The organism is Paraburkholderia sp. Ac-20342, from assembly GCF_017104985.1.
Taxonomy (GTDB): Bacteria; Pseudomonadota; Gammaproteobacteria; order Burkholderiales; family Burkholderiaceae; genus Paraburkholderia.
Window position 1 is genome coordinate 105,054 of sequence record NZ_JAAGPQ010000003.1, and the last position, 23,218, is coordinate 128,271.

18 protein-coding genes and 1 riboswitch are annotated in these 23,218 nt (G+C 59.9%); of the genes, 5 read left to right on the plus strand and 13 right to left on the minus strand.

Annotated elements, in window-relative coordinates; genetic code table 11:
- Positions 1-11 precede the first annotated feature (11 nt).
- From G3N58_RS02070 to G3N58_RS02080, 3 genes are all read right to left on the minus strand, one after another.
- Positions 12-2,210 carry a TonB-dependent receptor gene (locus tag G3N58_RS02070; protein ID WP_241016959.1) on the minus strand — a complete coding sequence of 733 codons (2,199 nt, stop codon included), beginning with the start codon at positions 2,208-2,210 and terminating at the stop codon, positions 12-14.
- Between the two features lie 279 nt (positions 2,211-2,489).
- Positions 2,490-2,553: riboswitch (cobalamin riboswitch) on the minus strand.
- A gap of 68 nt (positions 2,554-2,621) precedes the next feature.
- Positions 2,622-3,833 (minus strand): zinc metallochaperone GTPase ZigA, encoded by a 1,212-nt coding sequence (gene zigA / locus G3N58_RS02075; protein WP_205998370.1) that lies wholly within the window; start codon positions 3,831-3,833, stop codon positions 2,622-2,624.
- A gap of 89 nt (positions 3,834-3,922) precedes the next feature.
- Positions 3,923-6,013, minus strand: coding sequence for a TonB-dependent receptor (locus tag G3N58_RS02080; protein WP_346778231.1), 2,091 nt, complete (start codon positions 6,011-6,013; stop codon positions 3,923-3,925).
- Positions 6,014-6,221: 208 nt separating this feature from the next.
- On the opposite strand from G3N58_RS02080, the gene G3N58_RS02085 reads away from it, so the two are divergent.
- Entirely contained in the window at positions 6,222-6,665 is a 444-nt protein-coding gene (locus tag G3N58_RS02085) for a Fur family transcriptional regulator (RefSeq protein WP_167037352.1), read from the plus strand.
- Between the two features lie 100 nt (positions 6,666-6,765).
- Here the strand turns inward: G3N58_RS02085 and G3N58_RS02090 are convergent, their stop codons facing one another.
- Positions 6,766-7,656 (minus strand): LysR substrate-binding domain-containing protein, encoded by an 891-nt coding sequence (locus G3N58_RS02090; RefSeq protein ID WP_167037985.1) that lies wholly within the window; start codon positions 7,654-7,656, stop codon positions 6,766-6,768.
- A gap of 180 nt (positions 7,657-7,836) precedes the next feature.
- On the opposite strand from G3N58_RS02090, the gene G3N58_RS02095 reads away from it, so the two are divergent.
- Complete coding sequence (locus G3N58_RS02095) at positions 7,837-8,355, plus strand: lipocalin-like domain-containing protein (RefSeq protein WP_167037355.1); 519 nt, start codon at positions 7,837-7,839, stop codon at positions 8,353-8,355.
- A gap of 488 nt (positions 8,356-8,843) precedes the next feature.
- Here the strand turns inward: G3N58_RS02095 and G3N58_RS02100 are convergent, their stop codons facing one another.
- Complete coding sequence (locus G3N58_RS02100) at positions 8,844-9,698, minus strand: restriction endonuclease (protein WP_345890996.1); 855 nt, start codon at positions 9,696-9,698, stop codon at positions 8,844-8,846.
- A 767-nt stretch (positions 9,699-10,465) separates the two neighbouring features.
- Positions 10,466-11,029: a hypothetical protein gene (locus G3N58_RS02105; protein ID WP_167037361.1), complete on the minus strand. Its 564-nt coding sequence runs from the start codon at positions 11,027-11,029 to the stop codon at positions 10,466-10,468.
- 671 nt (positions 11,030-11,700) lie between these two features.
- On the opposite strand from G3N58_RS02105, the gene G3N58_RS02110 reads away from it, so the two are divergent.
- Both G3N58_RS02110 and G3N58_RS02115 read left to right on the plus strand, forming a co-directional pair.
- Positions 11,701-13,134: a hypothetical protein gene (locus tag G3N58_RS02110; RefSeq protein WP_167037364.1), complete on the plus strand. Its 1,434-nt coding sequence runs from the start codon at positions 11,701-11,703 to the stop codon at positions 13,132-13,134.
- 265 nt (positions 13,135-13,399) lie between these two features.
- Positions 13,400-14,836 (plus strand): cytochrome c peroxidase, encoded by a 1,437-nt coding sequence (locus G3N58_RS02115; RefSeq protein WP_167037366.1) that lies wholly within the window; start codon positions 13,400-13,402, stop codon positions 14,834-14,836.
- A gap of 69 nt (positions 14,837-14,905) precedes the next feature.
- Here the strand turns inward: G3N58_RS02115 and G3N58_RS02120 are convergent, their stop codons facing one another.
- Positions 14,906-16,057, minus strand: a complete 1,152-nt coding sequence (locus G3N58_RS02120) for a hypothetical protein (RefSeq protein ID WP_205998372.1) — start codon at positions 16,055-16,057, stop codon at positions 14,906-14,908.
- Between the two features lie 363 nt (positions 16,058-16,420).
- On the opposite strand from G3N58_RS02120, the gene G3N58_RS02125 reads away from it, so the two are divergent.
- Complete coding sequence (locus tag G3N58_RS02125) at positions 16,421-17,719, plus strand: hypothetical protein (protein ID WP_167037372.1); 1,299 nt, start codon at positions 16,421-16,423, stop codon at positions 17,717-17,719.
- A gap of 211 nt (positions 17,720-17,930) precedes the next feature.
- On the opposite strand, the gene G3N58_RS02130 is transcribed toward G3N58_RS02125, so the two are convergent.
- The 6 genes from G3N58_RS02130 to G3N58_RS02150 form a co-directional block, all read right to left on the minus strand.
- Positions 17,931-18,530 carry an amino acid synthesis family protein gene (locus tag G3N58_RS02130; protein WP_167037374.1) on the minus strand — a complete coding sequence of 200 codons (600 nt, stop codon included), beginning with the start codon at positions 18,528-18,530 and terminating at the stop codon, positions 17,931-17,933.
- Between the two features lie 73 nt (positions 18,531-18,603).
- A complete protein-coding gene (locus G3N58_RS02135) occupies positions 18,604-19,380 on the minus strand; it encodes an alpha/beta hydrolase (RefSeq protein ID WP_167037377.1) in 777 nt (258 codons plus the stop codon).
- The gene (locus tag G3N58_RS02140) at positions 19,377-20,477 is read right to left on the minus strand and encodes an ABC transporter ATP-binding protein (protein ID WP_167037988.1); all 1,101 of its coding nucleotides are present in this window, start codon (positions 20,475-20,477) and stop codon (positions 19,377-19,379) included. The genes G3N58_RS02135 and G3N58_RS02140 overlap by 4 nt, the downstream gene beginning before the upstream one ends.
- Entirely contained in the window at positions 20,474-21,265 is a 792-nt protein-coding gene (locus G3N58_RS33960) for an ABC transporter permease (RefSeq protein WP_167037380.1), read from the minus strand. Before G3N58_RS33960 ends, G3N58_RS02140 begins: the two co-directional genes overlap by 4 nt.
- A complete protein-coding gene (locus tag G3N58_RS33965; RefSeq protein WP_205998373.1) occupies positions 21,262-22,083 on the minus strand; it encodes an ABC transporter permease in 822 nt (273 codons plus the stop codon). The genes G3N58_RS33960 and G3N58_RS33965 overlap by 4 nt, the downstream gene beginning before the upstream one ends.
- Positions 22,084-22,088: 5 nt before the next feature.
- A complete protein-coding gene (locus G3N58_RS02150) occupies positions 22,089-23,192 on the minus strand; it encodes an ABC transporter substrate-binding protein (protein ID WP_167037386.1) in 1,104 nt (367 codons plus the stop codon).
- Positions 23,193-23,218 lie beyond the last annotated feature (26 nt).

The following is a 23,218-nucleotide window of genomic DNA, read 5'->3' on the forward strand; positions in this document are numbered from 1 at the left end:
GGTTCGCGACTCTAGAAGTTCAGCGTCGCCGTGACCCAGCCCGAACGCGGCGCGCCGAGCAGCCACTCGCCACCGTCGTTCTGCGTCGTGACCACATACGTGCGGTTCGTGAGATTGCGCAGATAGAGCGCCAGCGTGAGGTTGCGCGTGGCGCGCCACAACGCCGAGGCGTCGAACAGCGTGTAGCTCGGAATCGGCGCGGTATTCGCGTTGTCGCCATAACGGCGGCCCACGTAGTGCAGGCCCGCGCCGGCGCGCCAGCCCGGCGCGAACGCCCAGTCGAGCCACAGGTTCGCGGTCTGCTCGGGAATGTTGTACGGCACGTTGCCCGAGCGCGAGAGGCTCTGGCCATTCACGTCCTCGTTGAAGTCGTCGTAACGCGCGCGCAGCAGCGAGGCGTTTGCGTTGACCGACACCCCGCCGCCCAGTTGCAGCGCGCCGGTCCACTCGACGCCGCGCGACGACTGCTTGCCGACCTGCTGCGTGAGATCGGGATTCGACGGATCGGTGCTGAGCAGGTCGTGCTTGACGATCTGGTAGAACGCGAGCGTCCACCACGCGCGTCCGTCCAGTAACTGCTGCTTGACGCCGGCTTCCCACTGCGTGCCGCTTGCGAGCGAAAACTGACTGCTCGACTTCGAGAGCGTGACGAGCGAGCCCACGCCGTCGGCGCCCGTCGTGTACTGCGCATAGACCGAGAAATCGGGTGTCAGCGAGAACACCAGCCCCGTGCGCCAGCCGGTATGCGCAAAGGTCCGGTCAAACGACGAGGCCGGTCCGTTGACCGTCGCGAAGGTATCGCGGTGGTAGTCGAGATGGTCGTAGCGCAGACCGGAGACCCACGCGAGCCGATCCGTCAGTTCGAGCCGGTTTTCCGCGAAAACGGACGCCTGGTGCGTCGTGGTCTGGAACTGCGGCACGGTCGGGTCGGGGCTGGCGAACACGCCCGGATCGAAGCCGAATGCCGGCACGATCGAGGCGCCGTCATACGGCGAGTTGCTCGTATCGAGGAACGAAATCACATTGAAGTCCGCACCGACGACGAGCCGGTTCTGACGTCCGAGCAGCCGGCCATCGAAGGTCGCGTCGAGCGAATCGCCAACCTGCTGTTCGCGGTGCAGGATTTCGATGTAGTCGGAGCGCAGCACGTTGCCGTCGCCGAGCAGCTCGTAGCTTTCGCTGTCGTGCCAGTGGCGGTTGGTCAGCAGATAGTAAAACTGATTGCGCAGCGTGATGCCGGGCGCGGCATTCCATCGGGCGGAGAGGCGCGTCCACTGGTCGTAGTACGAGATCGACGCGTTGCCGACGTTGTAGTTCTGGCGTGCCAGTGCGGGATCGAGTGCGCCGTCCATAACGGGCACGCCGAAGTAGCGCGCGGGAAGCTGGCGGCCGTAGTCGTAATCGAGCGTGAACGACAGGCGCGGATTCACGTCGAGACGCAACGCGCCGCCGAGCGCCGTCGTGTGCGAATCGCCGCGCGGCAGCCAGCCGTTGTCGCGGTCGTCGGCGATATAGAAGCGGTACGAGAGCATCGGACCCAGCGCGCCCGTGGTGTCGAGCGCGACGCGCTTCTTGCCGTAAGTGCCGGCGCCGAGCTCGATTGTCGTCGCGTAGTCGCGCTGCGGCGCCTTCGGCACGATATTGATGACACCGCCGATACCGCCTTCTCCGTAAAGCACCGAGGCCGGTCCGCGCAACACTTCGATGCGTTCGGCCGACCACGTATCAAAGGGAAACGACACGGTGCCCGCGCCCGCGTACATGCGCACGCCGTCGTAGAGCGTCGTGACCGATTCGGGACCGCTGAAGCCGCGCACGGACAGCGACGTGCCGCCGTTGCCCGGTGCCGCGTCGGTCGCGAAACCGGCGGCCCGCGTGACGGCTTGCGTCACGTTGTTGTCGCCGCGCTCGGTCAGTTGCGTGCTGCCGATCGCTTCAACGCTTGCAGCCGTATCGAGACTCGAGAGGCCCAGGCGGCTGCCCGTCGTGAGCGGCGTCGTGAGGTCCGGAACGTTCGAGTTTGCGTTGTTCCCGGCGGTGCCGGTGACACGCACGGCGGGCAAGGTGGCCGTCTGCGGAGATGAATCGGTGGCGGGCGAGGTGCTGCTGGTATCGGCGAAAACCGGCGTCGTGTTGACGAGCCAGGTGCAGGCGATAGCGCTACGCAGGGCGAAGCGCCGCGCGCGGAAAAGCGGTGCGGATGCGTCCATTTTTTTGTGATTCGTTATTGTGATGTGGCGCGCTCGCGACGGGCGCGCGTGCGCCCGCATCGATGCGATGCGGGCGGCAAACCCGGAGAGCGGAAAACGTCGGCGGCTAGCGGATCGACGTGCGTTCAGACGTGGTGATCGACGTTGCCCGACACGCGCGGGAATGGCCGAACGATGAATGGCGGGCACCTGTGCGCCGCACGCTGACCAGTGCAGTCATGCTGATTTCTCCTGGGGTTTCGCGCCCCGCAAGTACGGTTGGAATGAGCCGATGACCAGGTCTGACTTTCGGCGCGAAGGCCGATCACAGTGGCGCGACCGCGCTGGATTTGCACCAGCTTCCGGACATGGCGGGTGGATTGTACCGGGTTGTGGTCGACGCCGTGCCGTAATAGATTTTCGCTTCGCAGGTCAAACTGTCTCCGGCACGCGAACGCCCCACTCCGGAAACGGGTCCGCATACCCGATCCATGCTTGAGGTCCATCGGCCATCTCCGCGTCCGTGAGCAGACAGGCGTCAAGCCGTTGGCGCATGCCGGGTTCGTCGATATCGATACCGATCAGTACCAGTTCCTGTCTCGCATCGCCGACCTCGGGCGTCCAGTTCACATTGATGAAGGCAAGCGATTCGGCGTCCGTCGGCCAGTCCGCTTTCGGTACGGCGGCCCACCAGCGTCCCGCTAAACCATGGCGGCAAACCGCGCCCGCCTGCGACCAGGAACCGGCATGAGAGGGACGGCTTGCAAGCCAGAAGAATCCCTTGGAGCGGACCACGCCCGGCCATTCGCTGTTGATCAGATTCCAGAACCGCTCCGGATTCATCGGCCTGCGCGCGCGCCATACGAAGCTGCGGATTCCATACTCTTCGGTTTCCGGCGTATGTTCGCCGCGCAGTTCCTTCAGCCAGCCAGGTGCTCTGGCGGCTTCCTCGAAGTCGAACAGCTGGGTATCCAGTACCCGATCGAGCGCGACACGACCGAACGTCGACATTTCGATTTTCGCCCGCGGGTTGAGGCTGCGCAAAATCGCCGTGAGCCGTTCAAGGTCCGCCACTTTGACCAGATCCACCTTGTTCAGCACGATCACGTCGCAAAACTCGACCTGTTCGATCAGCAGATCGACAACGGTCCTGTTGTCCTCCGCGCCCAAAGATTCTCCGCGCGATTCGAGGCTATCCCGGGAACTGTAGTCACGCAGAAAATTGCATGCGTCGACGACGGTCACCATCGTGTCGAGCCGCGCGACATCGGCCAGGCTTTTGCCGTCTTCGTCGGCAAACGTAAAGGTTTCCGCAACCGGCAACGGCTCGGAAATGCCGGTCGATTCGATCACGAGCTGATCGAAGCGGCCTTCCCTCGCGAGACGGCTCACCTCCAGCAACAGATCTTCACGCAGGGTGCAGCAGATACATCCGTTGCTCATCTCCACAAGCTTCTCATCGGTTCGCGAAAGCTCGGCACCACCGTCGCGGACAAGCGCCGCATCGATGTTCACCTCGCTCATATCGTTGACGATGACAGCAACTCTGCGGCCTTCGCGGTTGTTCAGGATGTGGTTGAGCAGCGTTGTCTTGCCTGCGCCCAGAAAGCCGGAGAGAACGGTCACGGGCAATCGGTGGTCCATAGAGATGCTCCTCGTGTGTAATAGCGTCGGCCTTGCCGGTGCAAACGGCTTGCGCTGGACGTGTCGCCGGCGCAAGCCCGGGTCATGCGTTAGAACGTGCTGCGCAAACCGACCATGACGCTGCGCGCGCCTTGTGGAGCGATGTCGCGGACAACCGAACTCGCGTAGCGGATTTCCTGATTCGTCAGGTTGTCGCCACGAACATAGGCCAGCCAGTTCGTGGTGCCGACATGAAACTTGTACGTCAGGATCAGATCCAGCTTCGTGTAGCTCGTCGTCGGCAGATCATTTTCGGGTACGCGGTGTTGACCCCATGCGTGCTGTACTTCCGCGCGCGCGCCAAAGGGGCCGTACCCGTAGTCCACCGAAAAGGTGGCACGCAGCGGCGAAATGCGCGGCAACGGCTCGTCGTTGTCCATGTTTCGCGCATGCGTATAGTCGCCAACCAGTTCCACATCCACCTGATGCGCGCCTTTCTCGAACACGCGCCATTTGCCGTCGAGTTCAATGCCGTAAAATTCCGCGCGCACGCCCTTGTAGACGGCTTCGTTCAGTGCGTCGTCGGTTCCCGGCGGAACCACATTGTCATCGTCGTCAACAAGCCGTCCGGTGTTGAATTCGGTCAGGTAATTCTTGAATCGACTGTAGAAAACGCCGACGCTTCCCTTGTTCGGCCCGCTGGCAAAACGCAGCGAAAGATCCGTCGATACCGCTTTTTCTTTCTGCGCTTCGGGGTCGCCAATCAGGTATTGCCCCGTCGCGTCATGAGGCCCGTTCGCATACAGCTCGTAAAGCGCGGGAGCACGTTCGGTGTACGCAACATCGCCCGCGACCGACCAGATCGGCGAGAGCTTGTATAGCGCACCCAGTGATGCACTGACGGCATTGAAATTGCGTCCTGTCGCGCTCTCGAATTTTTCGTTGCCGGCCGCCGTCGGGTCCTGCTTCACATACTCGTAGCGGGCGCCGGCGCTGAGTTTCAGCGCATTGGTAACGTTCCATTCTTCGAGGCCGAACAGCGCGACGTTCGTTGTCTGGGTCGTGGGCACGAGCGCTTCATCGCCAAGCGCAGAAAAGGTGTTCTGGCTTATCTGCACGCCGACTACGCCTTCGAGCGGGCCTATTTTGTGGTGACGCGCCTCGATTCGAGCCTCATAGCCGTGGTTCCGGAAGGTGGTTCCCGTTTCGCCGTTATCGATTTCCTTGTGTTCGTAATCCGTGTAACCGAAGTCGAACTTCAACTGCGAGAAGGGACCTTGCAGATTACGGACCTCGGATGCGAATGCCACATGATCCTGATGCATGCGAAGCCGGACGTCGTCCTCGGCCACCGAACCGTAGTTGGCTTCATAGCCGTTGTATGACAGACCCGCGTAACCGTCCGCCCACGTGTAAGCGCCGCCCACCGAGCCGCCGGACCATCGTCCATCGCTATTCGGAATGGTGCCGTAGGCCTGTTCGGCATCGGGTCCATCGAGCACACGTTGCTGTGCCGAATGGGCATAGCCGGGAATGCGCTCGTTGCTGGTTTGCCGATCGAATGCATCGACGTGGAAAGCGAATTGACCATTGCCCCCTTCGACCTGTGCCGCGCCGGCGCGAGCACGGTTGGCTCCGCCATAGCTTGCGTCCACCTCGCCGTTGACACCCTTGACCGGCTCGCGCGGAATCCGGTTGTCGATCGTGTTCACGACACCGCCAATCGCATTGCCGCCATAAAGCAACGCCGCCGGTCCGCGCACGATTTCCACCCGCTCGATAGTCATGGGTTCCTGGGGCACCGCGTGGTCATATGACAGCGACGATGCGTCCCACGCGGCCACGCCGTTCTGCAGAATCCGGATCCGGTCCCCGTCCATCCCCCGGATGATCGGCCTCCCGACCATCGGGCCATATGTCGTGGTCGACACACCGGGCAGGCCGTTGAGGGTTTCACCGAGCGAGTTCGACTGACGAAGGGTCAGCGCGTCGCCGTACAACGCCGTAGCCGGGGCAATCAGGTCTGTGTCGCCCAGCGGATTGGCCGTCACGAATACGGGCGCGAGAGAGCCGCCCGGGATTGCACCGGCTGATGCGTCCCGTGAAACGTTGCTCGACTGGGCATGTGCAAAGGCGGCACACAAAGCGAGGGTAAGCGGAGAAAAGCGGACGAGGCGTGTCGTCGGGAGGTGGTTTTGCACGGTTTTTATGGAGTGTGGTCGAAAGCTACCAGGCATCGATACGAAACGTTATAACATAACATTACATGTCGATACCTGGCCCCCTATCCAAAAGACATCGAATCATGGTCCCTCACAGGACGACTTCGATTCCTTTTGAATTTGTGCAATGATATAACGTATCATTACATCGGTAAAGTTTGAGGAGGCAACGTGGTTAGATTCGCAAATGACTGGATTTGTTAGCCTGCCGGCAATGGACGCACTGGTGGCACGCTGCATGGCCGATGGTCACCGGCTCACCGCTTTGCGCCAGGATGTGCTCGGCCTTCTGGTGAAGCGCGGCGGCCGTGCTTCGGCATATGAACTCATTAACGAGCTGCCGGGTATTGGTCGGCACGATGCGCCCCCATCGGTGTATCGCGCGCTCCACTTTCTGATTTCCGCGGGCGTCGTGACGCGCATCGCGTCGACCAATACCTTCGTCATCGCGCCGAGGGCTCCAACGCAACATGTGGCTTTTCTCGTATGCAATACCTGTGGCGCAGTAAAGCCCGTGGATGTGGCTTGTCTCGATGGCGCGTTGACGCATGCGGCGAAAGCGGCGCAATACGAGATCACGCATCGTCATACGGAGATCAATGGGATTTGTGCCGCGTGTCGGGGGGAGTGAGGGGTGAATCGATGAGATGCTCCCTGCAATTCTGTTTGGCATGATAGAGCATCATGGCAGAAACCGGCTTGCGGTCCAATGCCGGAGAAGCTTAATCGGCTTATCGAGCAGACTGTCGACGAGCATGTTCCGTAGCTGATGGAAGGAGGTTAGCTGTCGCATTCTCAATCACGGCGCGCTTCAACTGAGCCAAGGCAGGTGGAATGTCCCGGAGCCCGGAGTGCAGGCAGAGTTCGACAGTCGGCAGAGGCGGAAGGCCGTCTTTCTCATCGAGTCGTCGTAGGGACGATGGTATTCCGGCCGCCGTTCTCAACGTGATGCCAAGACCCGCTGCCACACCTGACCAAAGACTCTGGAGGCTGGCCGTGGTATACGCCAGTCTCCAGGAAATATTTGCGCGATCAAGGGCTTCAATGCCGGCGCGACGGAAAAAACACGGCGGATTGTATAAGGCCAGGTCCAACGGACGGCCGGGACTCAGGGCAGTGTCGATTCCAACCGCTCCGATCCATGTCATTTGCAACGTGGCGAGGTGTTCAGCGTCTGAACGACTGCCATATCCCATGACCAGCACGAGATCGAGTTCCTCTCGGTCCAGTCGCTCAAGCAACACACCGTTTCGCTCGACGGCAACTTCCACACGAACCGCAGGATGTGCCTTCTTGAATTGTCCCAGAGCAACCGGAAGCCAGGTCTCTGCGAAATCGCCCGGTAGGCCGAAGCGCACGAGACCCTCAACAGAAGCCCCTCGAACGGCTCGAACAGCTTCATCGTTGAGATCCAAAATGCGGCGCGCATATGAAAGGATCAGATCGCCGGATTCCGTCAGGACCAAGCCTCGTCCTTGCCGGCGGAATAGCGGCTGTCCGACTTGTTCCTCAAGCTTGCGCATCTGCTGGCTCACGGCCGATTGCGAACGGCCTACGCGCTCAGCAGCGCGGTTCAGACTTCCCAGTTGCTGAGTCGCCAAGAGCGTCCTCAGAGCGTCCATATTGAGGTTGGGCGTAGGCACAGTTCAGTTTTTCTAAAGAGACGATGCCGAATTATTGCATTCATTACATATTCGTCCGGCTATTATCAACGGCGGCGTTTGATCGCTATGGGCAGGCCGTGAACATTGCGAGCAAGCCTCGATACAAAACGGGTTGAGAGCCAAATCACGGAGAACTGTATGAGACGCCAGATAATTCTTAAACGAGGCATTCCGGTCGCCGTTTTATCGGTGTGCCTATTGTGGACGGCTGTTGCACGAGCCGACGCAACCGCTTTCGATCCTTCACTAGTGGGCACCTGGACTTTGGTGGCAGCAGATGTCCAACATCCCGATGGCTCGCGAGCATCGGACTACGGCGCCGCCCCCAAGGGGCTGCTGCTCATCGACGCGCAGGGACATTACTCGCTGCAAATTTTCAAGGCAGAACGCCCTCAATTTGCTTCCGGCGACAAGGGAGCAGGAACACCAACCGAGTACAAAGCCGCCGTCATGGGATCGAGCACGCACTTCGGCACGATCAGCGTCGATCAGGCTGGCGGAACTTTGACTTTCCATATTCAAAACGCCTCTTTCCCCAACTGGGAGGGAGCGCAGCAAAAGCGAAGCTACGAGCTTAAAGACGGCAAGCTGAGCTACCGGGTCACTCCTCGACCGAATGGAGATATACCGATTTCGATCTGGCAACGTCTGAACTAGAAGAACGATCGAGCGCTACCGATACCTCTTTCTTGTGGCAAGTGGCATCCCGGATGGCCGCGATCGGTCAAGAAACAGCCGTTCAAGCAAAGCATCTGAGCGGCTCAAGCTCGCCGGCTACTGCGCGATGCGGTGCGGTCGGCTGTAGTAGACCCTTTGCAGCCGCTCATACCCATAGTTTCGCTACGGCGGACCCGGCGGGGCAACGGACATTCTGCGGATCGATGCTGAAGAGCTGATGTTTTTTGACTTGATCCGACGCTACCTACGGCTTCGACGCCAGAGCAGCAACAGGCTACCTATTGCGATCATCATTTCTCCAGTCCGCCGGATACCTGCGCTCAAATTCTCGTATTGACTATTGAGCCAGCCTTGCGTCAGTTTGAAGACGACTGTTCCGGAGACGACTAGCTTTGAAAGGCGTCGACCACAAAATTCCGCATGTGCAGTCGCGCCAGTTAGCCTGCTGTACGCCACCGAAACCGGCTTCAACGCCGCTTTCGTCGTCCCGGCATAACCATCGGAGTGACGGGCAACGGGCTACCTGAGTAGAACTCAGAAATCAGACGCTTGCGTCCGATTTCCGCAAATGCAAAACCGTTTATCCAGATAGCATTTTCGGTGTGTGGCTGTACGATGAGATATCGCCCTCGCATTGCGTCGGCGGTCAGGATATAGGCGCCAAGATGTCGCATTCCCAGCCCCCGCACAGTCCACCGAGGCGTCAAATGACACACCCTCGCATACTCCTCAGCGTGTGCGCGCGAGATGAACAGCGCTCCAAAGAGCTCATCCCCTTGTGCAAAGGAATAGGGTTCTTTCGTCTCAGGGTCGTACAACGTCCAGAATGGTTCGCCTTTCACCTCGGGGCCAGGCATCACAACATCGTCCAGGCGTAACGCAAGAAGTTGCCCTATGGACGGAAGCTCTTCAACCGATAGCACTTTCAGGCCATTTTCGTTGGCGGAGTCAACGGCCCCGCTTTGATAACCGTTGGCTGAAACGATGATGCCGACCAAGCCTTGGCAATCATGCACTTTCATCGCGAACGCCAGAACATCGTCCCTTTCCATAGGGCGGGTGGTGTTCTTGCATTCGATCGCAACCCGGTGCCGCACACCAGCAATTTCAAATTCGTAGTACACGTCTATCTGGTAAACACTCCCTCTTGATCCTCGCAAACTGACTCCACGCCCAACGACAGCGTTCTCAAGTTCAAGATCAAGCAAAGTCTGATAGACATTGCGGACGTGGTCTTCGAGTCCCGGCCCGTCTCCTACTTCGGGTCTCGTGGTGCTTTGTTTTAGTACAGCTATAACACCTGCCATCGAGCGTTGGTTCATGATTTACGAATAGCGCTTTAAAATTGACGGCCCAACAGGTCGTTGGGATCTCACGTGCCGGAGATCGAACTCACGGCGCGCGTTGGTCAGTCTAACGTTAGGGTTCGTGCCGTTGTCAACGAATTGAGCAGGTATCGAACAGCCGTTTGTGGCCGGGGTGTGTGAAAACGCATGTCGGATGCGGTGTTCATAAAAATCGGCCCTTCAGATCGCGCTGTAGTGGCTTGACCGCAGCTCGGGGAGGGTAAAGCGACATCAGAGGACGGAGTACTTTTGCGTTTTCACACGGCCTCGACCCGTTGCCGCCGCCAAAATCCTTTGACGTTCACGGCCGGTATGAAGCTGGGTTCGGTTACCGGAGCCGCGCTTGGCGTCTAGGCAAGGGGGCGTCTGTGTGCAAATCAGTGTGTGACTACGCGCGCGAAACCGGCTTGCAGAAGATGGACGGCTCAACGAGCGCGCGCTAAGTTTCCGCTGCGCCAGCTTGCGGCATGGCGGCACTGCGTCCGCTGTTGAGGAACGGTCCCAGGCAGGTCGCGATTGCACGCGGCCTCGCGCTCACGTCTGCCAAGACGAGCTTCGACTTCGCCGGAGGCGGGCTGCGGAATGCGCTTGATCCTCGCAATGAGATGCCGCGCTTCAGCGGATCGTTGATCCGCCATCCGGGCGTGCACCCCAGCTAGCACCTGTGCTGCGCACAGGGAAATGACACGAGCTCGCGAATCGACGACACCGGCTTTTCCCGAGGGCGGCAGTTACGCGATGCGCTAACGTGGATTAATCTGCTTGACGATATCAACCACGATGGCACGAGTCTGCCTGTCGGTAGTCGGTGCGAAGATGCCCTCCCATGCCGAAGACTTCGTGTTGTAGGAGCGCTCCCCGAATACCTGGTCAGTCTGCAGATCGCGGAAAGTCACCTTGGCTCGCATGAAGGCATTGCCTGTCATGATTCCAAATGCGATCCGGGCACCTTGCGAGACGAAGTGGTAGTCGTCGACATAGACATCAACGACTGTGCCGGCGCCGCTCCGCGCTGCCATTCCCGCCGTTTCGTCGATGAAGGTCAGTCCTGCCGGGGTCGAGGCACCTTGCATGGCTTCCCGCCATTCCGCCTGCACCCGAGGCCAGTCGGACGAGTCCGTGGCTACTTTCGATCCGGTCATACGCAGTACAACTGTATGGGTCGAAGCAGGCGGCACGACGATGCTAGCTTCTGCGGTCCTTTCACCCGACGACGAATTGTTTTGGGTTTGCAGCGTGGCCGCGCATCCGCCGAAAAGAGCTGTGCTTGCGCTGACGATAAGAATCGGAAGTAGTCGTCTCTGCATTCGGGTGTTCCGGGCAACGAAATCGATTTGTGGAATGGAATTACAGACTGTTTGTCGGCATAAGATCGCCAAACTTGACAGCATCCGCCGCTAGACAATTCTTGCGAGTGATGACCGCCGCTTCGGCTACGCGCTTCGCGCGGGACATCGCGCAAAAGCATTAACCAGAACCATGGACAGCAGTCGCCCCGTTGCTGGCGGTGGCAATGAAAGACTTCCGGCCGAAATAACACTCAAGCGGTCGTCCGAATGACAAAACCCCAGCGATGCTGAACGACGCTTCATGACCGACAGTGCGCATCCCCGACCTCGCCGGAAAACGGCCGTTGACTACCCCCGCGTCAGCGCTATAGAACGTTTTCGGACCTGGTGCTCCCGGTCACAATCTGCCGCTCATCGCGTTGGAAACCTGCCAACGGAATAGCTGCACTGCTCCGTTAGCCACCACCCGCGCCAACCCGCTCCCGCCCCATCGATCAAAACCCGAACATTGGGCTGACCGACTTTCATCCCACAGCATGTCCATCAGGACGGCGCAGTATTTCACGTAATCGTGCGAATTCATATGCGGTAACGACACGCATCGGGTTGTAATGAATCTGAATGCCTAAAGCGCCTGATATCGGGCACTGAGCAAGGGTCCCGCCGCCCGTTAGACATTCGTAATAATTATGTCATTCATGAATGTAAGACTTTGTATTGCTTTCGTAGGCAAACTTACATTCACATCAATAATGAAAACGTCCCCCAAGATTTGCTCCCTCGCTTTCGGCGCTGCCCTGCTCGCCAGTCTGGCTATCAGTGCATGCGGCGGCTCCGACGACAATGACAATGGCAACAGCCCCGCCACCGGTGCAAGCGCTCCCCAAGGCGCAAGCCAGCCGTCGGCCCCCGCTGCCAAGGCATTCTCGCTTGCACTGTTCGGCGATGTGCCCTACGGCAATCCCAATCCGACCGCGGGCGCAGCTCCCGGCGACGATCTGTACGAATTCAAGCACCTGCCGCAATACCTGTCGGCGATCGCGAGCGATAAAGATGTGAGCGTTGCGTTCCACGTCGGTGACTTGCATTCGGGCTCGGAGAACTGCACGGCAGTCTACGACCGGGCTATTCAAAGCTTCTTCTCGCAGTTCACGCTGCCCCTCGTCTATACGCCGGGTGACAACGAATGGGAAGACTGCCAGGTACCGAAGGAAATCGCCGGCTTCTACTCCGATACGGACCCGCTGCTAGGCAACGTCGCCGGAACGCCCCAGCCGAGCTACAGCACGGGCTCCAATAAGGCTGGCAATCCCGTGGATAACCTGAACCTGATTCGCCAGCTGTTCTTCCCCGCCGCGGGCTCGACATTGGGTTCGGGTACGCTCCAGGTTCACAGCCAAGCCCAGGAAGGGACAACCGATACAGACAAGCAGTTTGTCGAAAACGTATGGTGGGCGAACCAGGGCGTGGTGTTCGCTACCGTCAACATTCCGGGCGGCTCGAACAACGGGACCGACGTGTGGTTCTCGGGCAAGAAGCCGGAAACGCCGGACACGGCGAATATGACCGCGCAACAGGCGACGGAAGTCGCGAACCGTACGCAGGCGACCAAGGATTGGCTGAACAACGCATTCGACCAGGCCGAAGCACAGAAGGCAACGGCACTGGTCATCGCCGAACAGGCCGACATGTGGGACTCGGAAAACCTCGGCGACAATCCCCGTCTGTCGCAATATGCACCGTACGTGGACATCATTGCTCGCCGTACCGCTGAATTCGGCAAGCCCGTCGTGGTCATCAACGGGGACTCGCACCTGTACCAGTCCGACAATCCGCTGATGCCGAATCAGGCGTGCGTCCACGAAAACGTCAAGCCCGTTACTCAGGTCTATGACGCATCGACCCCGTTCACCGCGGCTACGCCCTGCTCGTTCGACCCCTACGTGCTGAACCCGGTGGGCACGAGTTACAACGTGCCGAACTTCCACCGCATTATCGTTCACGGTCAAACCACGCCGATGGAATGGACGAAGTTCACGTTCGATCCGACGAAGAACGCACCGAATGGCATCGATGCCTATGGTCCGTTCTCGTGGGCGCGGCAGCGGGTCACGCTGAACTAATTGCGAAGCTGACTCGCGGACGGTTTGCCTCGGCAAACCCTATCGCCGTGATGTTTGACGAAGACAAATCGGGTTCGACCAGCTGCTGCGGGCGGCTGGCATCCGTCGCTGTCGAGCGCGGCCACTGCGCTGTATTCGACAACAAGCCGGGCAAATTCACCCGGTAGCAACCGCAGCCTGAATTGCCCACCAGGCGCAGTCTGGTCTGAACCCTAAAGCCGGGTCCCTACTTGGGTGCACCCGGCTCTTTTACGCCTACACCTCAATGCGCGTTCCCTCTTTTACTCCTGTCTTTCTTGTACTTCTCCTGAGTTCAGTACTCGCCGCGTGTTCAGGTGGCGGAGATTCATCGAATGCCGGGGCACCGAATGGGGCCTCTGCGCCTTCCGGAGCGTCAACTCCCGATCACCCAACCCAGCCACCAGCGTCCCAGTTGAGCGCCAAGGCGCAGCTAGGTAAAGCTCTCTTCTTTGATCGCTCGCTATCGAAGAATGGCAATATGTCGTGCGCCTCGTGCCACGATCCGGCCTTTGCTTATGGGCCGCCCAACAATCTGGCTGTGCAGTTGGGCTCGGACGCCACACAGTCTGGAGTCCGTGCGGTTCCGAGTCTTCGCTATAAGGACATGACGCCCGCCTATTCGGATCAGGCCATGAATCCGGATGGCATTACCGGTTCGGCCCCGGGTGGCGGCTTCATGCTCGATGGGCGGGCACCGTCGTTGTCTGCTCAAGCCGCGTTCCCGCTGTTGAACCCGATTGAAATGGCGAACGCCTCCCAGTCCGCTGTGGTGACTGCGATCCAGAGCGGACCCAGTGCTGCGGCATTCAGGACCGTTTACGGTTCCGACGTATTCGCCAACGTAGAACAGGCGTTCTCCGATGCCGGCGACGCCCTGCAGGCTTTCCAGGTCGAAGATCCGAGCTTCCACCCCTATACGAGTAAATGGGATCTGGTACAGGGGCACAAGACCGGCGGCGTATTCACCGCGGCTGAGAAAAGAGGTCTCGCTCTGTTCAACAACACGGTGACCGGCGCGGGTTGCGCGGCCTGTCACTATGCCGGTGCGAACTTCGGGGGCGCCTCGGGTCTGATGACCGACTTCACGTATCAGACCCTGGGCGCCCCGCGTAATCCCGCGATCCCGGCCAACAGCAATCCCCAGTACTACGATATGGGGCTCTGCGGTCCCGATACGACGATTCACCTGCCACAGGCCGGGCAAGATGATCCGTACTGTGGGGCATTCAAAGTTCCAACCCTGCGTAACGTCACCACGCGCTCCACGTTCTTCCACAACGGCGTATTTCATTCGATCGAACAGGTACTGAACTTCTACAACACCCGGGATACGAATCCTGAATACTGGTATCCCTCGACTGGCGGTTCGGGCACACCGGTAGCGGCCCCTGGCTGGGCTCTGGTTCCCTCCTATGTGCCGGGGGCTCAAATACAGGTATTCAACGACCTGCCCCCGCAATTCCAGGGCAACGTTGATGAGGAACTGCCCATGGGACAGGGACAAACGTCTCAGGGTGGAGCAACGGCTTCGGATGGTGCATTGGCTCGTCAATTCCATTCGCAACCCCAGCTGACCCAGCAAAACATTGCCGATCTCGTGTGTTTCCTGAAAACACTCAACGACGGCTATCAGGTACCCGCTCAGGCCCCGACCTCGGGCCCGTGTGTCGACCAGGAATAAAGACCGAACAGGAAAGAGAAGTCGATGATGCGAATGAACACGCGCGCGGTACTCGCGCGGTACTCCCATTCATTCGCGAACCTGCATCCCGGCGATCGCCGGCAAACCCGCGAGTGCACGAACCAGGTCCTGCTGTCTACGATAGCCCGCCTTACCGAGTACCGCGCGTAGCTGATTGCGTGCCGTCGTAATCGTCACGCCGCACGCATTCGCATATTCGTCGAGCGAAAGTCCCTTTGCGAGGCCATGCGCGAGACGCGCCTCGGCAGCCGTCAAGCCGAACAACTGGGATAACTGACGTTCAGAAGCCGCGGCGCTGCGCTCTGCTTCGGTCACGACGATCATGAGGTCGGCGCTCGCGAGGGTGAGACCGCGCCCGGCGCCCAGCGCGCGCGGCAACGCAAGCACCGTGAGATAGCGCGTCTGCGCGCCCACGCCCACGGGTACGCTTTCGGGCTTGCCGCTCTCGCGCACGCGGCCCATCGCGCCGGAAAGCGTGTCGTTCCAGAAGCTCGCCGACTCGACGCGGCGGCCCGACACGCGCAGGATGCGCCGCGCCTTGAAGAGGGCTTCGGCGCTGCGGTTGCAGAACACGACCTCGTTGGCCGGATTGAGCACGACGATCGCCTGATCCATCGACTCGAGCGCCATTTCACCCGCGACGATCCCGGCACGCAGCGACTCGCTGCGCAGCATGAGTTTTAGCGTTTTCTGCAGATGCGGCATCAGTCGGCCGACAGCCTCGACCTGCTGCGCCGAGAACGACGGCTGGCCAACCGCGTGATTGAACACCAGGTAGATATCGAGCGCGTCTTCACGATAGACGCAGCCACCGAGGATATAGCGCATGCCGTTGGGAATCAGAAGATCCTGATAGAACTCGCTGCGATCCACGTAGCGGTTGTCGAAATAGTCCGCGCACCGGAACACGCACCCCACCGGCTGATTCAGCACCACGGCCCGGCGCGGGTCGATCTTGCCGTAGTACTCCGCATAGGCTTCGCCCGCATGCATGTATTCGGCACGCGTCATCAGGTTGACGGGCGCGCTCTGCGTACGCGCGTCCCAGCCGACCATATGCGCCAGACGGCTGCCGATCCAGTGATCGAATTCCGTCAGCGCACGGAGCAGCGCGCTCGGGTCGAGGATCGCGTCATAGAAACGCACGATCATCTCGTCCAACGTTTCCGGCTTGCCGGTCATGACTTCACGTGTTGCCATCAGCTGTCACTCGGCTTCGGATATTCTTTTTTCTGATTTGCGTTCAGTGTGCGACAGCCCCGTTTCATTCACATGATCAATTTTGATCATGCGTCCCCCGGCGCACTCCCGGGAGAATGCCACATCGACGGCCCGTAAAGAGTATTTCCTCCCAAAAGGAATGGGCAACCCGCTATTGACCGCCTGTATATGCAATAGATTGGCCGCCCATCCAAGGAAAATTCAAGGGAAATTTGCAGTGTGATTCATGGCTGTTTTACGTTTGCGGGCCGATAAAAATCGAATAGCGGAATCGCCCGGTGAAGTCATCATCGGCGGAAAAATAAAATTTCATAACTCAAATAATCGGAATCGGGATTCATCATGAAAAAGACGCTGGTTTGCATTGGGGTATGCGCAGTGTTGTCGGCTTGCGGCGGGAGTAGCGGGGGCAGTGGAAGCACCGGCAACAGTACAAGCAACGGCAGCAGCGGCGGCAACGGCTCTAGCCAATCGGGCGGGGGTTCGCAGGCAGCGCAGGCACAGCCGCTTGCCGCGCAGCAGACGTATATCGGCACGGTCAGCTTCGGCGACACGATCTCCGTGCAGATCGACGCGCCCGCCAAAGGCCAGATCACGACGACCTTCATCAATTCGCAGTTCGGGCTCGCCGGCAAGCTCGTGGGCAACTACACGCTGACGAACGGCAACTACGTCGTCACCTCGTTCGCGGCAAGCGGCACGGTGCCGGCCGCACTGGCCGCGGGCGCGAACGCCGTCGGCATGCAGTTCGCGGTCACGGCCGACAGCGGCAACCACGGCGTCCTGAGCGGCCAGCTCAGCAACGTGCCGAACGTGGCGGCAGGCAGCGGATCGCAAACGCTCTCGGGCCAGATTGCCGCATCGAACAACGGCGTCACCACGGTCGCCGGCCTCGCGGGCACCTACAGCTTCATCAAACTCTCGGGCGACTACACGGCCGCCGGCGTGCCGGTCGGCTCACAGGACGCCGACACCGGCCAGATGCAGATCAACGCCGACGGCACGTTCCGCGCGTGCCCGAGCGCCGCCTACAGCGCGAACTGCATGGACGACAGCGACGCGAGCATCGCCGACACCGGCTCGATCACCGTCGATCCCGACCAGGCCACGTATCCGGGCGCGTTCGACATGACCTTGAACGGCAAGTCGTTCGGCCGCCTCTTTGCAAGCACGAGCGGCGGCAACCTCACGCTGATGCTCGATCAGGCCGGTACGAACAGCGAGGGCACGTTCCGCACCGGTTCGTGGGTGTTCCAGACGGCGCAGGCACTGGCGAGCGGGACCTACGACGGCACGTGGCTGTGCTCGGAACCGAACACCAGCGACAACAACCAGTTGCTCGGCAACATCGTGACGAATCGCGTGACGATTGCGGGCACGACGCTCACGCCATCCGGCCAGTACGCGTCCCCGTTCACGCTGAACTTCAACGCGACGTTCAATGCGGCGTCTTCGTCCTCGACGCCCACACTGACAAACGGCGTGAACGGATTGATGGTCGGACTGCTGCGCACCACGAGCAATGGCAGCACGGTGCAGAGCGCGATGATGTTCCTGCCGGTTTCGTCGACGAACCTCTACTACCTCGACGAAGTCAACGGCAATGGCTTCTTCGTCGAAGGCCTCTGCGTCAGGCAATAGACGCATGTCGGTAGTGGGTCCCACCTCGCGCGCTCTGCGCCCGCCAGCCACCCGGCACAAGATGACGTTCGCCGATCGGGGATATCGGCGCGTGAGGATGCGGTGTCCGGCTTTCGCGTCACGCTCGATCGATTTTTACCTGTTCTTCCCGACAGCCTGACAGATCGCACCGGAGCACCACCGCGTCGAGCAACATGGCCCGAAAGGCGGCCTAGGCGCCCGCAGCCCGCTTGGCCTCCTCCTCGATTTCCATCGTGTCGAGATGCCGGTTGCCGATACGCGGATGCGCCCGGCCGCCGGTCGATGCACCCAGTACGATGACAATTTCATCCGGGCACGGCGCATCCGGAATCGACATCTCCAACGTGATGAAATGCGAGCGCGCCGAACCGTCGTGCAGGTGCTTCATCGGAATCTGCAGCGACGTTCCCAGACCTCCGCGCTTGTTCGTGAACGTCAGATAACTTTCTGCCTTCAGAGCATTCCGATATTGATTGCCGAAACGCAGATTGTGAATCACCGCCGAAGCATGTTCGATTTCGCCGGCTGCACCGACCACGGCCGCCTTACCGTATGCTTCGATCTCTTCGACTTTCAATTCGGCGAGCACCCGCTCGACCATCATGGTGCCGAGCGGACCACAGCCGGCGCGCTGCTCGGGCGAGAGATCCTCCACATAGCCGCGTCCTGCCCATGGATTGCGAATCACCGCCGCCACGCCAACCATCGTGATTGGCCGGTCGAGGTGACGGCCGCCTTCCCGACATGTCGTGTCCTTGTATACGACGACCTTGCGTACTTGAAAAGTCACGATTGCTCCTATTGGTCAATTGGAAAATGCCGTTGTTGATTCGTGCGAACAAGGGCAGCAGCGTTGCCGGGTGTCAAGCCGGATGACGCTGCAAAAAAGAATCGATTTGTAATGCGACCTGATCCGGCGCTTCGAGTAGCACGCTGTGCTTGAGGCGCGGAAAGATCACACAGGGCGCACGCAGTTGTTGCGCCATCAGCTGTGCCATGCGTGGCGTCGATCCCGCATCTGCTTCGCCCGTCATGACGATGGCGGGCAGATGCAGTTTGCTCAACTCGTCAGCCAGGTCCCCGGTTGCCAGGACCTTGTAGGCGGCGGCATAGCAAACGGGATCGTTTGCCAGGCTGCGGGCCATACGGGCCGCCACGACTTCCGGATGCGCGAGCTTGAACTCGTCCGTGAACCAGCGCGGAACCGATGCCTCCATATGTGCTCGCGCACCTTCCCTCGCGAGCGTTTCGGCGCGTGCCAACACGCGCGCTTTCTCTTCATCCGTGCGGCCGCCGACCGAACTGATGATGGTCAGCGTCCGCACCCGATCGGGATAATCGAGCGCAAAGCGCTGTGCGATCAGTCCGCCCAATGAAAAGCCGACAAGATCGAAGCATGCCCAACCGGCCTCGTCGACAATCGCGAGAAGATCCGCGGAGAACATCTCCAGCGAATACGCTCCGTGTGTCTTTACCGATTCCCCATGACCCCGCAAGTCGAATGTCAACGCTTCGACACGGGTCTGAAGACACGATAGCGTGCCTTGCCAGCTCTCCAGATCGGCACCGACGCCATGCACGAATACCACTTTACGGCCCGAGCCGCTGCGTTTGACGTTGAGACCCTCAGCATGACTCATGAATTGACCTCCCGGGTATCGGATGCCCGCCACGACACGACAACCGGCTCGCCGATCTCGAACGTACGCTGCCCCTGAACAGCGAGTTGCTCGAGCGCGACAATTTCGGTTCCCGTGGCGGTCCTGACCAGATATTTACGTGCCTGCCCAAGATAGGCGACTTCGCTCACGACCGCCGGCAGCACGTTTTCGCACGCAGGTTCATGCGAAGCGTGGTGTACGCGAATACGCTCGGGACGCACCGCAACAACGATCGATTCATCCTTTCGCGCGGCATTGGCTTCCGCGAGCCTGATGGTCGCGCCGCAAGGCAGTGCGCACCACACGCCGTCGGCGCCGATCGTCTGTATTTTTCCGTCGAAGAGATTCGATTCACCGATGAAGTCCGCGACAAAACGGGTTTTCGGCGCATCGTATAACTCGCTCGGCGTACCGATCTGGTCAATGCGGCCGTGATTGAACACCGCAATGCGATCGCTCATGACGAGCGCCTCCTCCTGATCGTGCGTCACATAGATGATCGACACACCCAGCTCCCGATGCAAGCGCATGATCTCCATTTGCATCTTCGCGCGCAGCTTCTTGTCGAGCGCCGCGAGCGGCTCGTCCATGAGCAGAAGACGAGGTTCGAACACAATGGCGCGAGCAAGCGCGACGCGCTGCTGCTGTCCACCGGACAGTTCGGACGGCAAGCGGTTGGCATGTTGAGGCAGACCGACGAGTTCGAGCACGCGTGCGACCTTTTCCTCGATCTGAGCCTTCGGCATTCGGCGAATGCTGAGCGGATAGGCGACGTTCTTCGCGACCGTCATGTGCGGAAACAGCGCATAGCTCTGGAACACCATGCCGATATTGCGCTGGTACGGTTCAAGCGGCAACAAAGGCTTTCCTGCCAGATCGATGCTGCCCGCGGACGGCTGAACGAAACCGGCAATGGACATCAACACGGTTGTCTTGCCCGAGCCTGACGGACCGAGGAACGTCAGGAGCTCGCCTTCGCGCAATTCCAGCGAGACATCGGCGATCGCCGCAGTCGATCCATAGTGCTTCTGCAAGCCGGATATCTTGAGCAGCGTTTGCTTGTCGTTGTGCTTCATTGTTCCGTGGCCTCCCCGCGACCGAAAATTGCCTCTAGCAACAGGATGAGCAGCGCGAACACAAATAGAACGGATGCCAGCGCGGCGATGGTCGGATCGACGTCGCCACGAATGTTGGACCACATCTGAACCGTCACGGGTCGCGCATCGGGCCCGCTAACGAACATCGACACCACCACTTCGTCGAAGGACACCACCAGCGAGAAGAGGAAGCTTGAGATCACGCCGGACGAAATCGATGGAAAGGTCACTCTGCGGAACGTCGTAAAGGGCCTCGCGCCGAGACTCGCGGACGCCTGCGCGATTCGCCAGTCGACCATCGCCAGTGACGACGTGATAGTCGTTAGCGCATAGGGTATGCACAAGACCGTATGCGCAACGATCAGTCCCAGGACCGTGCCGTGCAGGCCAAGCGGCCTGAACACGCTATAAAACGCGGCACCGGTAATGATTACGGGAATCACGAGAGGAGACAAAAGGATTCCGCGTATCAAAGGCGCGCCGGGCAACCCTTCCCGCCGCAGCATCAACGCGGCCCCAAGGCCCAGACACGTCGACAGCAAAGCGGCCGGTATCATGACTTCCACGCTCGTGGCGAGCGACGATGTCCAGGCCGGGTCGTTCAACGCGCGATACCATTGCAGCGAGAAGCCCGGCGGGGGAAACGAGAGAAACTGCCCCGACGAAAACGAAATCACCACGACGATCGCAATCGGCACCAGCATATACAGTGCGACGAACAAACACACAGCGCCGCGCAACGTCCGCCAGATGCAACCCGGTTTCATCGGCGTGCTCCTTTGCGGGTGGCGCCCGTCGCGCGTTTGATGATCAGGAAGATCATCGCGGTGCCGCATAGCAGGATCACGGACAGCGCCGCCGGCACGCCCCACGTGCCGATATCCGCGACCTGTTCGTCGATCAATTGCGCAACCATCATGTCGCGTAGTCCGCCGAGCAATGCGGGAGTGACGAAATAGCCGAGCGACGTAACGAATACCAGCATCGAACCGGCGACGATGCCCGGCATCGAAAGCGGGAAATACACGCGCCAGAATGTGGTGAAAGGCGAAGCACCAAGGTTTGCCGAGGCTCGCATATAAGCGTCGTCTATCTTCGACAACACATTAAAGAGCGGGAAAATCAGGAACGGCAGTTGCATCTGGACCATCGCGATGAAGAGGCCAGTGCGGTTGAAAATCAGTTCGAGCGGGTGCTCGATCAAACCGCTCGCCAGCAGCAGCGAATTGATGACGCCGTGCGGCTGCAGCAGGATCATCCACGAAAATGTCCGCACAAGCAGACTCGTCCAGAATGGGATCAGAACGACGAAGATCATCAGACGCCGGCGCCGCCCCGAAGCACGTGCAATCGTATAAGCAACCGGATAACCGAGCAGCAGCGTGAATATCGTCGTGGTCGCGCTAATCACGACGGTATTCAACAGTACTTTGGCGTACACGCTGTCGGTCGCGACCGACACGAAGTTTTGCAGCCCGACATGAGGATCGGTGACACTTTTTGCCAGAAACGACACGACCGGCCAGGCGAACATCCCCAGAACCAGCAGTACTGCGGGTACGCCCAGCCAATCACTGCGCCGCACGAGCCTCACGACAGCCGCCACGCGTTCCAGCTCGCGTCGAGGGCTTCGAGCTTGTCCTGCCACCAGGCTGCATTCAATATCACGCCCTTGGCAACATTGTCCTTCTGGGTCGCGAGCCATGGCGAGATGGCCTTGTCGATCTTCGAGAAGGCAGCGGGATTAACCGGCGAATACGCGGTGTTGTTCGAGAACATCGCCTGCGCGTCGGGCTGAATCGATCGGTTCACGAGGTGCATCGCCACATCGAGGTTTTTCGTGCCCTTCAATATGACGAGGTAGTCGACGGATTGCAGATTCTGTGCCCATTCGATCGCAATCGGCGCGCCTTTTCTCGACGCGTCGTACGCGCGGCCATTCTGGATGACGCCACAACTGACCGCGCCGTCGACAATCAGTTGCTGCGACTGCGAAGGCGTAGTCCACCACGTAATATGATCTTTGATCGTATCGAGCTTCTTGAGCGCGCGATTGACGTCGAGCGGGTAAAGCTTCGCTGGATCGACGCCATCGGCAAGCAAAGCGATTTCGAGCGTCGCATAGACGCGATTGCGGAACATCCGCTTGCCCGGGAAGCGCTTGACGTCGAACAGGTCCGCCCACGTTTTGGGGCCTTTCCCCACGCCGAAGGCCTTCGTGTTGTAGGCAACGTTGTAGCTCCATGCACAGGTGCCAATGCCGTAATCCGTCACGTACGCGGGCTCGACCATCGACTTGTTCACGATGCTGAAATCGAGCTTTTCGAAGAGGTTATGCGCGGTGCCGTTGAACAGGAACGTGTCGGTCACGTCGATCACGTTCCAGTCGGGATTCCCGCCCGCGGCGACCATCGAGCGAATCTTTGCCTCGTTGACTGGACCATCCTGAATGATCCGGGCACCGGTCTCCTTCGCGAACGGATCACAATACGACTTCTTCTGAAAGTCCTGGTAGACGCCACCCCAGCTGACGTAGACCAGTTGCTTCCCGTCGAAGCGCCCGGCTTGCGCTCGCGCCAGCGGATTCAGGAGCGCGCCTGCCGCGAGTGCGCCCACTCCCTGCAATACTCGACGGCGACGAATCGACGCTACTGCGTCTTTCGCACAGGCCCGAACCGGCGCTACGTTATCCATTTCATTCCTCACAAAAACCTCCTGGC

Bases quoted from the DNA above. Each gene is read 5' to 3' on its own strand.
- G3N58_RS02070 (WP_241016959.1), bottom strand. From the start codon at position 2,210: ATGGACGCATCCGCACCGCTTTTCCGCGCGCGGCGCTTCGCCCTGCGT.
- zigA (WP_205998370.1), bottom strand. From the start codon at position 3,833: ATGGACCACCGATTGCCCGTGACCGTTCTCTCCGGCTTTCTGGGCGCA.
- G3N58_RS02085 (WP_167037352.1), top strand. From the start codon at position 6,222: ATGACTGGATTTGTTAGCCTGCCGGCAATGGACGCACTGGTGGCACGC.
- G3N58_RS02090 (WP_167037985.1), bottom strand. From the start codon at position 7,656: ATGGACGCTCTGAGGACGCTCTTGGCGACTCAGCAACTGGGAAGTCTG.
- G3N58_RS02095 (WP_167037355.1), top strand. From the start codon at position 7,837: ATGAGACGCCAGATAATTCTTAAACGAGGCATTCCGGTCGCCGTTTTA.
- G3N58_RS02100 (WP_345890996.1), bottom strand. From the start codon at position 9,698: ATGAACCAACGCTCGATGGCAGGTGTTATAGCTGTACTAAAACAAAGC.
- G3N58_RS02105 (WP_167037361.1), bottom strand. From the start codon at position 11,029: ATGCAGAGACGACTACTTCCGATTCTTATCGTCAGCGCAAGCACAGCT.
- G3N58_RS02110 (WP_167037364.1), top strand. From the start codon at position 11,701: ATGTCATTCATGAATGTAAGACTTTGTATTGCTTTCGTAGGCAAACTT.
- G3N58_RS02115 (WP_167037366.1), top strand. From the start codon at position 13,400: ATGCGCGTTCCCTCTTTTACTCCTGTCTTTCTTGTACTTCTCCTGAGT.
- G3N58_RS02120 (WP_205998372.1), bottom strand. From the start codon at position 16,057: ATGGCAACACGTGAAGTCATGACCGGCAAGCCGGAAACGTTGGACGAG.
- G3N58_RS02125 (WP_167037372.1), top strand. From the start codon at position 16,421: ATGAAAAAGACGCTGGTTTGCATTGGGGTATGCGCAGTGTTGTCGGCT.
- G3N58_RS02135 (WP_167037377.1), bottom strand. From the start codon at position 19,380: ATGAGTCATGCTGAGGGTCTCAACGTCAAACGCAGCGGCTCGGGCCGT.
- G3N58_RS02140 (WP_167037988.1), bottom strand. From the start codon at position 20,477: ATGAAGCACAACGACAAGCAAACGCTGCTCAAGATATCCGGCTTGCAG.
- G3N58_RS33960 (WP_167037380.1), bottom strand. From the start codon at position 21,265: ATGAAACCGGGTTGCATCTGGCGGACGTTGCGCGGCGCTGTGTGTTTG.
- G3N58_RS02150 (WP_167037386.1), bottom strand. From the start codon at position 23,192: ATGGATAACGTAGCGCCGGTTCGGGCCTGTGCGAAAGACGCAGTAGCG.